The organism is Streptomyces sp. S063 (genome assembly GCF_002832675.1).
Taxonomy (GTDB): domain Bacteria; phylum Actinomycetota; class Actinomycetes; order Streptomycetales; family Streptomycetaceae; genus Streptomyces; species Streptomyces sindenensis.
Map to the genome: position 1 here is coordinate 439629 of NZ_CP021707.1, position 15646 is coordinate 455274.

Genomic DNA, 15646 nt, shown 5'->3' on the forward strand with positions numbered 1-15646 from the left:
AAGGTTCGTCGGCACACCTTTGTGGAACGTGACGGCGCCTGGCAAGGGGCGTGCGTTAAAGAGTGGTTATCAATTCGCCTCGCCGGCCGTCGTCGAGCCGCACACCGTCACCCCCGGGCTCAGGCGAGGAAGCCGCGCAGCAGGGCGGCCGTCCCGCCGCAGTGTTCGCGCATCATCTCGCGCGCGGCGTCCGGATCCCGGTCCAGGACCGCCTCGACGACGGCCGCGTGCTGCTGCTGGGAGTGCTCCAGATTGCGCACCAGCAGCGGGATGCAGTCGAGCAGTTCGTTGAGGGTGGCCCGGACGGCGGCGTACTGGGCGGCGAGGGTGCGGGAGCCGGAGAGTTCGGCGAGGGTGAGGTGGAGCAGGGTGTCCTGGCGGCGGTACTCCTCCAGCCGGGCGCCCCGGGTGGCGTCGAGCGCCCCGCGCAGCCGGGTTTCGCCGTCGGCCGTGAGCCCTTCGGCGCACAGGCCCGCGGCTCCGGCCTCCAGCACTTCACGGAAGCGCAGGGTGTCCTCGACGTCGACGGCGGCGATGCGGCGGCGCAGTTCGTCGCTGCCGTCGCGGGCGGCGGTGCGCGGCAGGACGAACGTCCCCCCGTAGCGTCCACGGCGGCTCTCGACCATGTTCTGGTCCTGAAGGACCTTGAGGACCTCGCGCAGCGTCACCCTGCTGATCCGCAGATGCTGCGACAACTCACGTTCGGAGGGCAGGCGTTCGCCCGGCGGCACGAGGCCGAGGCGCAGCAGCTGGAGGACCTGCTCCAGGGCCTCCTCGAAGCCGTTGCCCGCGCGGACCGGGCGCAGCACGGAGTCCAGGGGCCCTGGCGCGGCGTCGTCCGCGACGCCCGCCGCCCCGCCCCCCTCTGCCGCCCGTACCCCCGGACGGGTGTCGTCCCCTCTTCCGCTCGCGCCCACTGGCGGATCCCCTTCCCAAGCAATGGTTCTCTGTCATACCTTATGACTCCCGGTTCACCCAAGGAGGCATCCCGTGGCAGACCGCACACCCCCGCTCGGCGTCGACGAGCTCCGCTCACGGGTCGCGGACGGGTCGATAGACACCGTGGTGCTGGCCTTCCCGGACATGCAGGGCCGGCTCCAGGGGAAGCGGTTCGCGGCCGGGTTCTTCCTCGACGAGGTGCTGGAGCACGGGACCGAGGGCTGCAACTACCTCCTGGCCGTGGACACCGAGATGCGGACGGTCGACGGTTACGCGATGTCCTCGTGGGAGAACGGCTACGGAGACTTCGGCATGGTCCCCGACCCCGCCACCCTGCGCCCCGTACCCTGGCACGAGGGGACCGCCCTGCTGATCGCGGATCTCGCCTGGCACGACGGCAGTCCGGTGGTGGCCGCCCCCCGGCAGATCCTGCGCCGTCAGCTCGACCGGCTGGCGGAGCGCGGCTGGACGGCCCAGGTGGGCACGGAGCTGGAGTTCATCGTCTTCCGGGACAGTTACGAGGAGGCCTGGGACCGCGACTACCGCGGGCTGACCCCGGCCAACCAGTACAACATCGACTACTCGATCCTCGGCACCGGCCGCATCGAGCCGCTGCTGCGCCGGATCCGCAACGAGATGCAACAGGCGGGGCTGACCGTCGAGTCGGCCAAGGGCGAGTGCAATCCCGGCCAGCACGAGATCGTCTTCCGCTACGACGACGCTCTCACCACCTGCGACCAGCACGCCGTCTACAAGACGGGCGCCAAGGAGATCGCGGCCCAGGAGGGCGTCGCGCTGACCTTCATGGCCAAGTACGACGAGCGCGAGGGCAACTCCTGTCACATCCACCTCTCGCTGACCGACGCGGACGGCGAGAACGTGATGGCGGGCGAAGGACCGGACGGCATGTCCGAGGTGATGCGCCACTTCCTGGCCGGCCAGCTCGCCGCCCTGCGCGACTTCTCCCTCCTCTACGCCCCCAACATCAACTCCTACAAACGGTTCCAGCCCGGCTCCTTCGCCCCCACCGCGGTCGCCTGGGGCGTCGACAACCGCACCTGCGCCCTGCGGGTCGTCGGGCACGGGCGCTCGATGCGCTTCGAGAACCGGCTGCCGGGCGGCGACGTCAACCCGCATCTGGCCGTCGCCGGGCTGGTCGCCGCCGGACTGTACGGGGTCGAGCACCGGCTGGAGCTGCCCGAGGCCTGTACGGGCAACGCCTACACCGCCGAGTACGACCAGGTGCCGACGACCCTGCGCGAGGCCGCCGAACTGTGGGAGGCCAGCCCGATCGCCAAGGAGGCGTTCGGCGAGGAGGTCGTCGCCCACTACCGGAACATGGCCCGGGTCGAACTGGCCGCGTACGACTCCGCGGTGACCGACTGGGAGCTGCGCCGCTCCTTCGAACGCCTCTGACCAACCCCTTCCCGATCGAGGTCCGTACGTGTCACAGCACCCCGCGGCGTCCGCCCTGGACGTCCTCAACCCGGCCACCGCCGAGGTCATCGCCACCGTCCCCGCCGCCTCCGCCGCCGATGTGGACGCCGCCGTCGCCCGCGCGGCGGCGGCCCAGCGCTCCTGGGCCGCCGCCGCGCCCGCCGACCGGGCCCGGCTGCTGCGCCGCTTCGCTGCCGTCGTCGACGAACACACCGAGGAACTCGCGCGGTTGGAGGTCCGGGAGGCCGGCCACACCATCGGGAACGCCCGGTGGGAGGCGGGCAACGTCCGCGATCTGCTCGACTACAGCGCGGGCGGGGCCGAACGGCTGCTGGGCCGGCAGATCCCGGTGGCGGGCGGCATCGACTTCACCGTCCTGGAGCCGCTGGGCGTCGTCGGGGTCATCGCCCCGTGGAACTTCCCGATGCCGATCGCCGCCTGGGGTCTCGCCCCGGCCCTCGCGGCGGGCAACGCCGTCCTCCTCAAGCCCGCCGAGACGACCCCGCTGACCGCTCTGCGACTGGCCGAACTCGCTCTGGAGGCAGGTCTTCCCGAGGGTCTCTTCCAGGTGCTGCCCGGCGAGGGGCCGGTGGCCGGGAGCGCACTGGTCGAGCACCCGGGGGTCGCGAAGATCGTGTTCACCGGCTCCACCCGGACCGGCAAGCACATCATGACCCGCTGCGCCGAACGCGTGAAGCGGCTCACCCTGGAGCTGGGCGGCAAGAGCCCCAACGTCGTCTTCGCCGACGCCGATGTGGAGGCCGCGGCCGCATCCGCCCCGATGTCCTTCCTGGACAACGCCGGTCAGGACTGCTGCGCCCGGACCCGGATCCTGGTCGAGCGGTCCGTGTACGACCGGTTCCTCGATGCCCTCGTGCCGGCCGTGTCCGCCGTGGTGGTGGGCGACCCGGCCGACGAGAAGACACAGATGGGGCCGCTGATCTCGGCCGTCCAGCGGGACCGGGTCCGGGGTTCGTCGACGGCGGGCGGGAGGCCGGCGGCGTACGGGCGATGCTCGGTAAAGCCCCCGAGGGGCCCGGGTTCTGGTATCCGCCGACCGTCCTCGCCGGGGTCGCTCCCGACGCTCCGGTGGCGGTCGAGGAGATCTTCGGGCCGGTGGCCGTGGTCCTGCCGTTCGAGGACGAGGCGGACGCACTGCGGCTGGCCAACGCCACCGACTACGGGCTCGCCGGCTCGGTCTGGACCCGGGACGTGGGCCGGGCACTGCGCGTGAGCCAGGGGCTGCGGGCAGGCAACCTCTCCGTCAACTCGCATTCCAGCGTGCGCTATTCGACCCCCTTCGGCGGCTACAAGCAGTCGGGTCTGGGCCGCGAGCTCGGCCCGGACGCCCTGGCCGCCTTCACCGAAACCAAGAACGTCTTCATCAGCACGGAGGCCTGAGCACCATGACCGACACTTCTTCCGTCTGCCGCCGCCTGGTCGGCCGCACCGCCGTCGTCACCGGGGCCGGCAGCGGCATCGGTCTGGCCACCGTGCGGCGGCTGGCCGCCGAGGGCGCCCATGTCGTCTGCGCCGATGTGGACGAGGAGCGCGGCAAGGCCGCCGCCGAGGAGGCCGCCGGGCTCTTCGTCCGTACCGACGTGACCGACGCCGAGCAGGTGGACGCCCTGTTCAAGGCCGCCCACGACACCTACGGGTCGGTCGACATCGCGTTCAACAACGCGGGGATCTCCCCGCCGGACGACGACTCCATCCTGGAGACCGGTCTGGAGGCGTGGAAGCGGGTGCAGGAGGTCAATCTGACCTCGGTCTACCTCTGCTGCAAGGCGGCCATCCCCTACATGCGCGCGCAGGGCAGGGGCTCCATCATCAACACGGCCTCGTTCGTGGCCCGGATGGGCGCGGCCACCTCGCAGATCTCGTACACCGCGTCCAAGGGCGGGGTGCTGGCGATGTCGCGCGAGCTGGGGGTGCAGTTCGCGCGGGACGGCATCCGCGTCAACGCGCTCTGCCCGGGGCCGGTCAACACGCCGCTGCTCCAGGAGCTGTTCGCCAAGGACCCGGAGCGGGCCGCCCGGCGGCTGATCCACATCCCGCTCGGGCGGTTCGCCGAGCCGACGGAGATCGCCGCCGCCGTGGCGTTCCTGGCGAGCGACGACTCCTCGTTCGTGAACGCCACGGACTTCCTGGTCGACGGCGGGATCGCCGGGGCGTACGTCACCCCGGTCTAGAACCGACGCAGACGCACCGCGGCCCGCGCGTCCTCCGACGTGCGGGCCGCGGTGGACCGAGAGCCTCCGGTCTCAGCCCTGGGCCGGAGCCAGATCGCCCCGCAGCCGCTGGGCGCGGAGCACGAGCAGCATCTCGAAGCGCTGGTCCGGTTCGTCGATGGCGTCGCCCCACAGCTCCCGGATCTGGCGCAGCCGGTAGCGGGCCGTCTGGGGGTGGACGCCGAGACGGGCGGCCACCTCGGGGCGCCGCCGGGGGTCTCGATCCAGGCGAGCAGGGTCTCGGCCAGCCGCCGCGACTGGGTCGGGCTGAGGCCGTCCAGCGGGGCGAGGCAGCGGCGGGCGGAGGCGTCGATCAGCTCCTGGGCCGGCAGCAGGACCAGCTCCTCCACGCGCTCGGTGCAGTGCAGCACCTCGCCCTGCGGGAGCAGGTCCTTCTTGATCAGCTGGACCGCGGTCTCCGCCCAGCGCAGCGAGGTCGCGGCGGCGGCCAGCGGGACCGCCGGGCCGATCGCCCCGGACCAGCCCGCCGTGGCCCGCCGCAGGATCTCCGCGCGGCCCGCCGTGTCCGGGTCCGGGATGACGATGCGCGGCTGCTCGCTCTCCATCTCCAGCAGGATGCCCTGGCCGACCGCGGGGGCCACCGCCTCCCGGGCGGGGCGGATGAGGACGCCCACCGCGATCGTCTCGGGAAGCTCCCAGCCGATGCGGGCGGCCCGCTCGGCCAGGGTCCGGGTCGATTCGACGCGGTGCTCCATGAGCAGCATCTCGATCAGCTGGCGCTGGAGGCGGAGGCGTTCGCTGGCGCGCCGGGCCGCCGCCTCGGCATAGCCCCGTACCGACTGTTCCACGAGCCCGTCCAGATACTCGAATCCCGATTCGGCCAGCTCGTACATGGCGGGCGCCGGGATGTCGACCTGCTGGCCGATCTCGGCGAGCCTGCGCCAGGTGAGCCGGACGCCGAAGCGGTAGATGGCCTGGAGCGAGTCGAGGCTGCGGCCCTCCAGTCCCTCGCCCCGTCCGAACTCCTGGAACATCTCCGGCGGCACCCGGGGGTGCGCGCCGGAGGTGAGGTTGTCGACGAACCCCTCGATGGCGCGCCGGATGCCGACCAGAGCCAGCGGCTCCCCGGACTCGTCCTCGACGAGGTGGAGGTAGGGGTAGTCCCGGCGGATCGCGTGCAGGATCGTCTGGGCGAGCTGCGGGGCCTCGGACAGGGCGATGGTGGCGAACCGGTCCAGCTGGGACCGGGGCACCTCCTGCCAGGCCGTGCGCGTCATGGGGCCGCCGGTGCGGTGTCGTAGCTGATCAGTGGCGTATTGGGCTGGTCGGGGGTGGCGTCGAGCAGTGCCACGACACCGAACGCCGCACCTACGGCGAGCGCCGCGGCCACCACGGCGGTGGAAAGAGCGGCGATGAGTCTGCGCATAGTCGGGTCAGCTCCTTGCTGGAGGCGATCCCCACCCCGTTGAGCCGGGCCCCTCCGGCTCGCACACAGTGTCGACAGGTCATTGACATCTCGTCAAGGCCTTGCTTACTGTTCACGCCAATCAAGGGCTGACCGGCCCGGGGCCCGTGCACCTCCGCGAAGAGTTTTCGACCCAGGAGTGCCCGGATGCGCCGCAATGCTTCACCCCTCTCGCTCGTTCTGCTGGGGGCGGGGGTCTTTCTGCTCGTCCTCGCACCACTGCTCGTCTGGTATGTCCAGCCGCATGCCAAGCGCACCCCGATAGACACCGACACGACCACCGTGTTCACCGGTACCGGAAGCTATTTCGACACCGGCAAGGTGGAGACGGTCGAGGACGAGACGATCACGATCACCCGGCAGGTGCGCGGGGACGTGGCCGACAGCGAGAAGAGCGGCAACGCCGTCTGGGACGTGTCCACGTCCGTCGACCACGACAAGACGCTGCCCGCCTCCGATCCCCGTGACGCTCTCCAGTGGACGCTGGAGCGCTGGGTGACCGACCGCACCACCAACGAGCCGGTGCACTGCTGCGAGGAGTCCCCGACGTTCGACGGGGAGGCGTACCTCAAGTTCCCCTTCGACGTCGAGAAGCGCGCCTACCGCTGGTGGGACAGCACGCTCGGCGGTGTGGTGCGGCTCTCCTTCGAGGGCGAGAAGAAGATCCAGGGCTACGCCGGCTACCTCTTCAAGGGCGAGGTCGAGCCGACGAAGACCGGGGTGCGTCAGGTGCCCGGGGTCCTCGTGGGCCGGAAGAAGACGCCCCAGGTGCTGGCCGAGGAGTGGTATTCCAACAGCGGCATCGAGCTGGTCGTGGACCAGCGCACCGGTCGCATCATCAACGCGGCGATCGGCCCGAGGAAGACGCTGCGTGCGCCCGGCTCGAAGAAGGACGCCGTGGTGCTGCTGGAGAGCAAGCGGGTGGAGTTCACCGAGGGGACCCAGAAGAAGCAGGTCTCCCTCGCGTCGGCGGACAGCAAGCGGCTCGCGACACTCGGCGAGACCGCGCCGATGGGAGCGGCCGGGACCGGTCTCGTACTCACGGTGGTGGGGGTCGTCCTCGTCGTCCGGGGGCGCCGGGAGGCTCCGGAAGCCTCGAACACTCACATGATGACGAGTACGCACACCTGAGTTACCCGCAAGTTGTTGCGCCGGTGAGTAGCCGGGCGGTAACCCGTGCCGAAAACTGTCTATCCCCACCAGAGCACGGCCCCCGGTCTTCCCTTTTCCGTCACATCATGTGCGATCCCTGCCCCGCCCCGTACGCCCCTCCGTTTCCCGTCCCCTCCCTACCCTCCCGTCCCGTCTTCCGTTCTTCGCCCGTCCGCGGACCACCCTCTCCCCCTCTTTCCGCTCGTCCGCGCATTCCCGCACCCCGAGCCGAGTTGGAGCGCCCAATGCCCCAGCACGTACCTCCCCCACTGCTCGATGCAGTCACGCGCCAGGGTCAGGGCCCGGCGTCCTCCAGGGTCCCGCGACCCCGCGACGCATCGTCTTCCTCGCCCACCGCGACCTGGGAAACCCGGCCGCCGGCGGCTCCGAGCTGCTGATCGACCGGCTCGCCTCGGGCCTCACCGAGCAGGGCCACGACGTCACCCTCCTGTGCGGCGGCCAGGCCGCCCGCAGGACCTACCGAGTCGTCTCGGCGGGCGGCACCCTGGGGCACTACCTCGGTGCGCGGTCCGCCTTCGCCCGGCAGGTCGGCGACTGCGACCTGCTGGTCGAGGTCTGCAACGGCATGCCGTATCTCGCGCCCCTGTGGCACCGCGGGCCCACCGTGTGCCTCGTCAACCATGTGCACACCGACCTGTGGGGCATGCGGTTCCCGATGCCGGTGGCGCGGGCCGGACGGCGGCTGGAGCACTGGGCCCTGTCCCGGGCCTACCGCGACCATCTGATGATCGCGGTGTCCCCGTCCACGGCGGGGCCCTGCGGGACCTGGGCGTGCCCGACCACCGGATCAGGGTGGTGAACAACGGCGTCGAGGAGCCGAGCCCGCAGGGCGACCGGTCCGAGACCCCGCTCTTCGTGGCGCTCGGCCGGCTCGTCGACTACAAGCGCATCGATCTGCTGCTCCAGCTGTGGGAGCGGGTCCGGCCGGTCACCGGTGGCCGGCTGGTGATCGTCGGCGACGGCCCCGAGCGGGCCCGTCTGGAGCGGCTCGCCGGTCCCGGGGTGGAGTTCGCCGGCCATGTCACCGAGGCGGAGAAGCACCGGCTGCTCTGCGCGTCGTGGATGCTGCTGCATCCGGCGGCCGTGGAGGGGTGGGGCTGGTCGTCACGGAGGCCGGCGCCCGCTCCACCCCGACCCTGGGCTTCGACGTCCCGGGGCTGCGCGACTCCGTCGAGGACGGGGTCACGGGCATCCTCGCCCGGGGCGCGTCCTCCTTCGCCGCGGCCTGGTGCGCGCTAGCGCTGGACGACGAGCGGCGCGAGGCGATGGGCAAGGCGGCCCGGGAGCGTGCCGCCGCGTTCCGGTGGACCAGCAGTGTCCGGCAGTTCATGGCGGTCGCCGCCGAGGCGACCAGCGGCGTGACCGCCCCGGCGATCGGTGCGAGCGCGTGAAAGACCCTTCCTTCCGGCGCTCGGCCGCCCTGTTCCGCGCCTTCATGCGCGAGCAGGGCGATCCGGCGACGGCGTACACCCTGCTGGCCCGCGACGCCGCGGACCAGGTGGAGCGGTACGGTCCGGTGCGGGGCAAGGTCGTCGTGGACATCGGCGGCGGCGACGGCTACTTCACCCGGGAGTTCCGTCGTCGCGGCGCGCACGGCTACCTCTTCGAACCGGACACGGCCGAGATGGGCCCCGGCGAGCGCGCGGACACCGTCGTCGCCGACGGCTATCTGCTGCCGCTGGCCGACGGTGCGGCGGACGTCTGCTTCTCCTCCAACGTGCTGGAGCACGTCGCCGATCCGCACACCTTTCTCAGCGAGATGGCCCGGGTGACCCGCCCGGGCGGTCTGATCTACGTCTCCTTCACCAACTGGTACTCGCCCTGGGGCGGCCACGAGTGGGCTCCGTGGCACTACCTGGGCGCCGAGCGCGCCCGGAGCCGCTACGAGCGCCGCACCGGCCGCCCGGCCAAGCACCGCCTCGGCGACAACCTCTTCCGGATCGGCGTCGGCGAGACGCTGCGCCATGTCCGAAGCCGTAGTGACGTGACCGTCGTGTCCGCACGCTCGCGTTACTGGCCCGTCCTTCCCCAGCTCGTGCCGCGGATCCCCGTACTGCGGGAATTCGCCACCTGGAACCTCCTCCTCATTCTCCGGCGGTGTTCATGACCAGCGCTGTCCACCCACCCAGGCCCGCGGCCCCGGACGGCCCGGGCCCCGAGCCCACCGTCCCCGCCGACGGCCCGCCGCAGACGCGCTCCAGGCGTTGGCTCCTGGGCTTCTGGGCCGCCGTCTTCGCGGCGTTCCTGGCGGTGTCGCCGGGTCGGATGACCTTCGACACCAAGCTGGGTGTCGTCACGGCCCCCGGTCGGTTCCTCGGCGACCTGGGCGAGCTGTGGCACAGCCGCTCCGGGTTCGGCGGGATCGCCGACCAGTACATCGGCTATCTCGTGCCGATGCTGCCGTACTACGGCACCGCCGAGCTGCTGCGGGTGCCCACCTGGCTGGCCGAGCGGCTGTGGTTCTCGATCATCGTGGCGACCGCCTTCTGGGGTGCGCTGCGGCTGGCGGAGCGGCTGCGGGTGGGCTCACCGGCCTCCCGGCTGCTCGGGGCGGTCGTCTACGCGCTGTGGCCGACCTACACCATCGTGGTGGGTTCGACGTCGGCCGCCGCGCTGCCGGGCGCCCTGCTGCCGTGGGTGCTGCTGCCGCTGACGAACCCGCGGCTGACACCGCGGATCGCGGCGGTCCGGTCCGCGCTGCTGATCCCGCTGATGGGCGGGGTCAACGCGGCTTCCACGCTGGCCTCACTGCTGCCGGTGGGGCTGTATCTGCTGTCCCGGCCGGCGGCCCGCGCAAGCGGGGTCTGCTGCTGTGGTGGATACCGGGCGTGATCATGGCGACCGCCTGGTGGATCGTTCCGCTGCTGCTGCTGGGGACGTTCGGCGAGAACTTCATGCCGTACGTGGAGTCCTCGTACACCACCACGACCACCATGTCGGCGACCGAGATGCTGCGTGGCGCGGGCAACTGGGTGGGCTATCTGAACTTCGGCGAGGCCTGGCTGCCGGCCGGGTGGACCGTCGCGACCGCGACGGTCACCATCCTCGGCTCGGCTCTGGCCGCCGCCCTGGGTCTGGCGGGTCTGGCGCGGCGTGATCTGCCCGAGCGCCGCTGGCTGGTGCTGACCGTGCTGTCCGTCGCGCTCGTCACCCTCGCCGGGTACGGCGGTGCGCTGGGCGGTCTCTTCCACGGCACGGTGCAGGACTGGCTGGACACCTGGCTGGTGCCGTTCCGGAACATCTACAAGTTCCAGACGGGTCTGGCGCTGGCGCTGGCCCTGGGGCTGGCGCACCTCGTCGGCGTCGCCACGGTGGCCGCCGCCCGGCGGGACCGCGACCCGGCCCGGATGCGCCGGCTCGCGCCGGCCGTCGCCGCCGCGATCGTGCTGCCCGGTCTGGCCTGGCCGTACCTCAACGGCTCGATCCTGCAGACGGGTTCGTTCCAAAAGGTTCCCGACTACTGGGAGAGCACCGGGAGTTGGCTGAAGAACAACTCGCCGGACGACCGCGCGCTGGTCGTCCCGGCGACGGCGCACGGCATCTACACCTGGGGCTCCCCCATCGACCAGCCGCTGGACGTGCTGGCCGAGTCGCCGTACGCACAGCGTGATTACGTCCCCTTCGGCACGCCCGGCAACCGGCGGGCGATGGACGCCGTCGAGCAGGCCCTGACCTCCGGCGGCGAGGTCCCCGGGCTCAGCGAGTTCCTGAACCGGGCCGGGCTGCACTATGTGGTGGTCCGCAACGACCTGGACCCGGACCAGTTGGGCTACGTCCCCTCCACCACGGTGAAGCGCACCCTGGAGGCGTCCGGCTACAGCCGCGTCAAGGGGTACGGGCCGGTGATGACCGCCGGCCGGATCGCGGCGGACACCCCCGTGCAGGTCGAGGGCCTGTATCCGCGCCAGCGGGCGGTGGAGATCTACGAACCGCCCAAGGGGACCGAGCGCCCCGGGCGGGCGGAGGCCACCCCGGTCGCCTCGACGGCCGTGGTGAGCGGCGGCCCGGAGTCGCTGCTGCCGCTGTCGGCGGACGGAGCCATCAAGGGCCGGCCGACCGTGCTCGCCGGTGACGCGCACCCGGGGCTGGGACGGCCGTCGCTGTACGCGGCGGGCGACGGGCTGCGGCGCGCCGACACCCGGTTCGGGCTGGTCAACTCCAACACCTCGTACACGTACACCGCCGACGAGCGCAACGCCGAGGAGTCCGCGCAGGACCCGGGGCGCGAGCCGCGGCAGATCCTGCCGACGTCCGGGGCGAAGCACCAGACGACGGCGGTGATCCGCGGGGCGAAGTCGGTCAGCGCGTCCTCGGTGGGCAACTGGCTGTTCCACCTGCCGCAGTACGACCCGGTCAACGCGTTCGACGGCAACCCGGCGACCGGCTGGGCGGAGGGCTCCCCGGGCGCGCCCAAGGACGAGTGGGTGCGGGTCGACTTCTCCGCCCCGACGGACATCCCCGGCTCGATCCAGGTGACGCCGCTGCCCAGCGGCAATGTGCGGGCCGCGCCGACCGTGATACGGGTGGAGACCGACAAGGGCTCCAGGGAAAGCCCGCTGCGCACCGACGGTTCCGCGCAGCAGGTGGCCGCGCCCCCCGGGCAGGCCGCCTGGCTGAAGGTGACGATCCTGGAGTCCCAGCAGGGGCGCCCGGGGCTGACCGGCGCCGGGTTCACCGACATCGCCATCCCCGGCGTGCAGGTGACCCGGATGCTGGAGCTGCCGAACGACGCGCCGCGCGAGGGCGCCGACGCGACGATGTTCTCGCTGCGGCGGGGCAGCGACCCGGGCGGTCTGTCGTCCGTGGCCGCCGAGGTCGGTCTCGGCCGGCAGTTCACCGCGCCGGAGGCGGGCGACTACACCGTGTCGGCGACCGCGCTGCCGGTGCCCGGGGAGGCTCTCGACAAGCTGCTGTTCGAGCTGACGGGCGAGCGGGACAAGATCGAGGTGACCGCCGACTCCACGGCGCGCCTGGGCACCAACCTCAGCCCCCGCAACCTGACCGACGGTGACCTCACCACGGCGTGGATCGCGGGCGAGCATCCCGTACTGCGGCTGACGTGGCCCCAGAAGCGGCCGGTCGGCGAAATCGTGTTCGCCGCGGCCGGGGGTCTGTCGGCCCGCGCCGAGCAGGTCCAGATCAGTTCGCCGGACGGTACGGCGGTCGCCTCGGTGGACGAGAACGGCATGGCCCGTTTCTCGCCCATCAACACCGACCGGATGGACATCACCATCTCGAAGACGGCGCCGCTGACCGTGCACAACCCGGTGGCCGACAGCCAGTTGCAGCTGCCGGTCGGGCTGAGCGAGGTCTACATCCCGGCGCTGGAGGAGTTCCGTTCGCCGCAGCCCGAGCCGGACCAGAAGTTCAGCCTGCCGTGCGGCAAGGGTCCGGTCCTCTCCGTCGGGGGCACGTACCTGGAGACCAAGGCCGAGGGGCGGGTGCGGGATCTGACCCAGCGCAGGCCCATCGAGGTCTCGCTGTGCACGGAGGACAGCAAGGTCGAGCTGGCCGCCTCGTCCACCACCGTGCAGGCGGGGGACGCGGGTCCGCTGGCCATCACCGACGTGACGCTGAGCAACGGCACCACCGAGGCCGCGGCGGCGACACCGCGCTCGGTGGACGTCAAGCAGGGCGAGGGCGACCGGCGGACCGTCGAGGTCGGGGCCGGTGAGGCCTCCTACCTCCAGATCCACGAGAACCACAACAAGGGGTGGAAGGCCACCCTGGACGGCAAGGAGCTGACGCCGCTGCGGATCGACGGGTGGCAGCAGGCCTGGCTGGTGCCCGAGGGCGAGGGCGGCACGGTCACCCTGGAGTACGAGCCGGCCACGATCTACCGGTGGGGTCTGATCGGTGCGGGCGTGCTGTTCCTGGCGCTCGTGGTGCTCGCCCTCGTCGGCCGCAAGGGCTCCGGCCGGGAGGAGACCGAGGAGCTGCCGGCGCCGCCGGGCCGGGGCTGGTCCTGGGCACCATCGCTCTCACCCTGGTGGGGGTGGTGATCGCGGGCCCGGTCGCCGTGGCCGTTCCGCTGCTCGCCGTGCTGGCGCACTTCCGGCCGCGGCTGCTCGTTCCGGTGGCGTTCGCGGCGATGGCCGCCGCGGGGTCGTCGCCGCGGTGGGCACCGGGGAGAGCACGACGACGGGTGAGGGCGCTTTCGGGCCCACGGCTCAACTCCTGGCCCTGATCGGACTGTTCGCCGCGCTGGTCACCGTGGGCCGGGAACCGCTGGGCCGGCGTGCGGTCCGCGCCGGCCAGGACACGGCCGAGCCGGGCCCGGTGGGCGGTGACCGGCCGACGGTCCAGCTCCCGGCGCAGCCCGCACCGCCGTCGGGCCGGACGCTGTCCGCCGACGGCAGGCATCCGACGAAGGGAGAGGACGTCTGATGGCGACCACGCAGCACCAGCGGGACCCGGGCGGCGGCCAGTCGCCCGGGCACCCCGCCCGGGTGCCGTTCCCGGTCGTCGACGAGGTGGCCCGGCACTGCGCGCAGGACGCCGAGCCGAGCACGGTGCACATCGAGATCCATCTGCCGGGCCGGGTCGACGAGGAACGGCTGCGCTCCGCGTTCGCCGCCGCGCTGGCCCGGCACCCCCGGGCGCTGATGCGCGAGCGGCCTCGGGGGCTGTTGGCCCGGCGGTACGAGTGGGAGCTGACCGAGGGCCCGGACACGGACCCGGTCTCCTTCCCGCCGTGCGCGCCCGGTGCGCTGGAGCGGGCGCGGGCCGGGGCGCTGGACCGCGCCCCGGCGCTGAGCGCCTCGCCGCCGCTGCGGCTCGACGTGGTCCGGGAGCCGGGCCGGGAGGGCTGCGTGCTGCTGTTCACCGTGCACCACACCGCCCTGGACGGTCCGGCCTGCATGCGGCTGGCGGCGACGGCCGCGGAGATCTACAGCGGGTCTCCGATTACGCCGTCGCCCGCTCCGGCCCGCCCGGCCGCCGCCCCGCTGCCCCGGCAGTCGCGGACCCCGGCGCTGGCCCGGCCCGCCCAGGTGGCGCCGGGCTCGCCGGGGCCCGCCCCGGTGCCGGGCAATTCCCTGCTGCTGGCCGAACTCCCGGTCCCGCGACGGGAGTCCGGTGCGCCGTACACGGTGAACGACCAGCTGATGGTGGCCACCGCCCTGACGGTGGCCGACTGGAACCGGGCGCAGGGCGCGCCGGGGGCGGACCGGCGGCCGCTGCGGATCACCATGCCGGTCGACGACCGCACCCGGGGCCCGGAGATGCCGATCGGCAACGGCACCCGGCTGGTGGAGGTCGGCTTCACCGCGGCAGAGGTGGCGGCGGAGGCGGACGTGGCGGCGCTGCTGCGGACGACCGCCGAGCGGACCCGGGCTCTCAAGGCCCAGCCGCGCCCTCAACTGGGCCACGGAGCGGGGCTGTTGACCGTACCGCTGCTGCCGGTGGCGGCCCGGGCCGCCCTCACCCGGGGGCTGCGGGTGGCGGCCGGTCCGTGGACCTCGACGACGCTGCTGAGCAACATCGGGCGGATTCCGTACCCGTTGGACTTCGGTGACGCGGGCCGGGCGACAGCCGTGTGGTTCTCCGCGCCCGCCCGGATGCCCCGGGGCCTGACCTTCACCACGGCGTCCACGGGCGGGCGGCTCCATCTGTCGCTGCGCTGGTCGCGCACCCTGCTGGGCGAGCGCGACGGTGCGAGGCTGCTGGACCTGTTCACCCGCCACCTGGCCGCGACGTCCTCGGAGGTCGTATGACCGGCACCACGTCCCCCTCCCCCGGGCTGCGGGACTTCTACGAGAACCCGTCCGTCCCGGTGGCCTCGGGCGACGGGCGCACCCTGCGGCAGGCCCGGCTGCTGGCCGACGCGCTGGACGCGCCGGGGCAGGTGATCCTGGACATCGGGTGCGGTGACGGTACGGCGGCGGCGACGGCGGCCCCGTTCCTCGCCGGGCACCGGCTGATCGGGGTCGACTGGTCGCAGGACGCGCTGCGCAGGGCCCGGCCCCGGATGGGCCATGTGGTGCGCGGCGAGCTGGAGCACGGCGGGCTGCCGCTGGCCGACGGATGCGCGGACGCGGTGCTGTTCAGCGAGATCCTGGAGCATCTGGTCGACCCGGACCAGGCCTTGGACGAGCTGCGGCGGGTGCTGCGGCCCGGTGGCCATCTGATGCTGTCGACCCCGAATCTGGCGGCCTGGTACAACCGGGCGCTGCTGCTCGCCGGGGTGCAGCCGGTGTTCTCGGAGGTCAGTCTGCGCGGGATCCACGGCCGACCGGGGTCGGAGGTGGTGGGGCATCTGCGGCTGTACACGGCCCGTGCGCTGCGCTCGTTCCTGACGGCGTCCGGCTTCACCGATGTGACGATCAAGGGCGCCCCCTTCCACGGGGTGCCGCGTCCGCTGCGCCTGCTGGACCGGGCGGCGTGCGCGCTGCCCGGGGCGTCCTCCATCCTGCTGGCGCACGCGCGGCGGAGGTAGCGC

The 15646-nt window shown here is 72.7% G+C and carries 8 protein-coding genes and 4 pseudogenes; 9 read left to right on the forward strand and 3 right to left on the reverse strand.

The features are described 5' to 3' along the window. Positions 1–119: 119 nt before the first annotated feature. On the reverse strand, positions 120–917 hold the full coding sequence (locus CCZ36_RS02090; RefSeq protein WP_128816923.1) for an FCD domain-containing protein: 798 nt from the start codon (positions 915–917) through the stop codon (positions 120–122). 73 nt (positions 918–990) lie between these two features. Here CCZ36_RS02090 and CCZ36_RS02095 point away from each other — a divergent pair, with 73 nt between their 5' ends. The 3 genes and pseudogenes from CCZ36_RS02095 (at position 991) to CCZ36_RS02105 (ending at position 4568) form a co-directional block, all read left to right on the forward strand. Next, entirely contained in the window at positions 991–2355 is a 1365-nt protein-coding gene (locus tag CCZ36_RS02095; RefSeq protein WP_128816924.1) for a glutamine synthetase family protein, read from the forward strand. Positions 2356–2383: 28 nt separating this feature from the next. Continuing rightward, positions 2384–3777, forward strand: a pseudogene (locus CCZ36_RS02100) (aldehyde dehydrogenase family protein). 5 nt (positions 3778–3782) lie between these two features. After that, positions 3783–4568, forward strand: coding sequence for a 3-oxoacyl-ACP reductase (locus tag CCZ36_RS02105; protein WP_069739454.1), 786 nt, complete (start codon positions 3783–3785; stop codon positions 4566–4568). Between the two features lie 72 nt (positions 4569–4640). Here CCZ36_RS02105 and CCZ36_RS02110 read toward each other — a convergent pair. Together CCZ36_RS02110 and CCZ36_RS34670 are read right to left on the reverse strand one after the other, a co-directional pair. After that, a pseudogene (locus CCZ36_RS02110) lies at positions 4641–5845 on the reverse strand (helix-turn-helix domain-containing protein). Continuing rightward, positions 5842–5994 carry a hypothetical protein gene (locus tag CCZ36_RS34670; RefSeq protein WP_164873474.1) on the reverse strand — a complete coding sequence of 51 codons (153 nt, stop codon included), beginning with the start codon at positions 5992–5994 and terminating at the stop codon, positions 5842–5844. The pseudogene CCZ36_RS02110 and the gene CCZ36_RS34670 overlap by 4 nt, the downstream one beginning before the upstream one ends. Before the next feature lie 186 nt (positions 5995–6180). Here CCZ36_RS34670 and CCZ36_RS02115 point away from each other — a divergent pair, with 186 nt between their 5' ends. The 6 genes and pseudogenes from CCZ36_RS02115 to CCZ36_RS02140 all read left to right on the forward strand — a co-directional run bounded on the left by CCZ36_RS02115 (position 6181) and on the right by CCZ36_RS02140 (position 15643). Beyond that, on the forward strand, positions 6181–7164 hold the full coding sequence (locus tag CCZ36_RS02115) for a DUF3068 domain-containing protein (protein ID WP_128816925.1): 984 nt from the start codon (positions 6181–6183) through the stop codon (positions 7162–7164). 266 nt (positions 7165–7430) lie between these two features. After that, a pseudogene (locus tag CCZ36_RS02120) lies at positions 7431–8597 on the forward strand (glycosyltransferase family 4 protein). Then, positions 8594–9313 carry a class I SAM-dependent methyltransferase gene (locus CCZ36_RS02125; protein ID WP_069739458.1) on the forward strand — a complete coding sequence of 240 codons (720 nt, stop codon included), beginning with the start codon at positions 8594–8596 and terminating at the stop codon, positions 9311–9313. Before CCZ36_RS02120 ends, CCZ36_RS02125 begins: the two are co-directional and overlap by 4 nt. Then, positions 9310–13593 (forward strand): annotated as a pseudogene (locus CCZ36_RS02130) (alpha-(1->3)-arabinofuranosyltransferase domain-containing protein). The gene CCZ36_RS02125 and the pseudogene CCZ36_RS02130 overlap by 4 nt, the downstream one beginning before the upstream one ends. Next, complete coding sequence (locus CCZ36_RS02135) at positions 13593–14921, forward strand: condensation protein (RefSeq protein ID WP_128816926.1); 1329 nt, start codon at positions 13593–13595, stop codon at positions 14919–14921. Before CCZ36_RS02130 ends, CCZ36_RS02135 begins: the two are co-directional and overlap by 1 nt. After that, on the forward strand, positions 14918–15643 hold the full coding sequence (locus CCZ36_RS02140) for a class I SAM-dependent methyltransferase (protein ID WP_069739616.1): 726 nt from the start codon (positions 14918–14920) through the stop codon (positions 15641–15643). Before CCZ36_RS02135 ends, CCZ36_RS02140 begins: the two co-directional genes overlap by 4 nt. The last annotated feature ends 3 nt before the right edge of the window (positions 15644–15646 follow it).

Bases quoted from the DNA above. Each gene is read 5' to 3' on its own strand.
- CCZ36_RS02105 (WP_069739454.1), top strand. From the start codon at position 3,783: ATGACCGACACTTCTTCCGTCTGCCGCCGCCTGGTCGGCCGCACCGCC.
- CCZ36_RS34670 (WP_164873474.1), bottom strand. From the start codon at position 5,994: ATGCGCAGACTCATCGCCGCTCTTTCCACCGCCGTGGTGGCCGCGGCG.
- CCZ36_RS02115 (WP_128816925.1), top strand. From the start codon at position 6,181: ATGCGCCGCAATGCTTCACCCCTCTCGCTCGTTCTGCTGGGGGCGGGG.
- CCZ36_RS02135 (WP_128816926.1), top strand. From the start codon at position 13,593: ATGGCGACCACGCAGCACCAGCGGGACCCGGGCGGCGGCCAGTCGCCC.
- CCZ36_RS02140 (WP_069739616.1), top strand. From the start codon at position 14,918: ATGACCGGCACCACGTCCCCCTCCCCCGGGCTGCGGGACTTCTACGAG.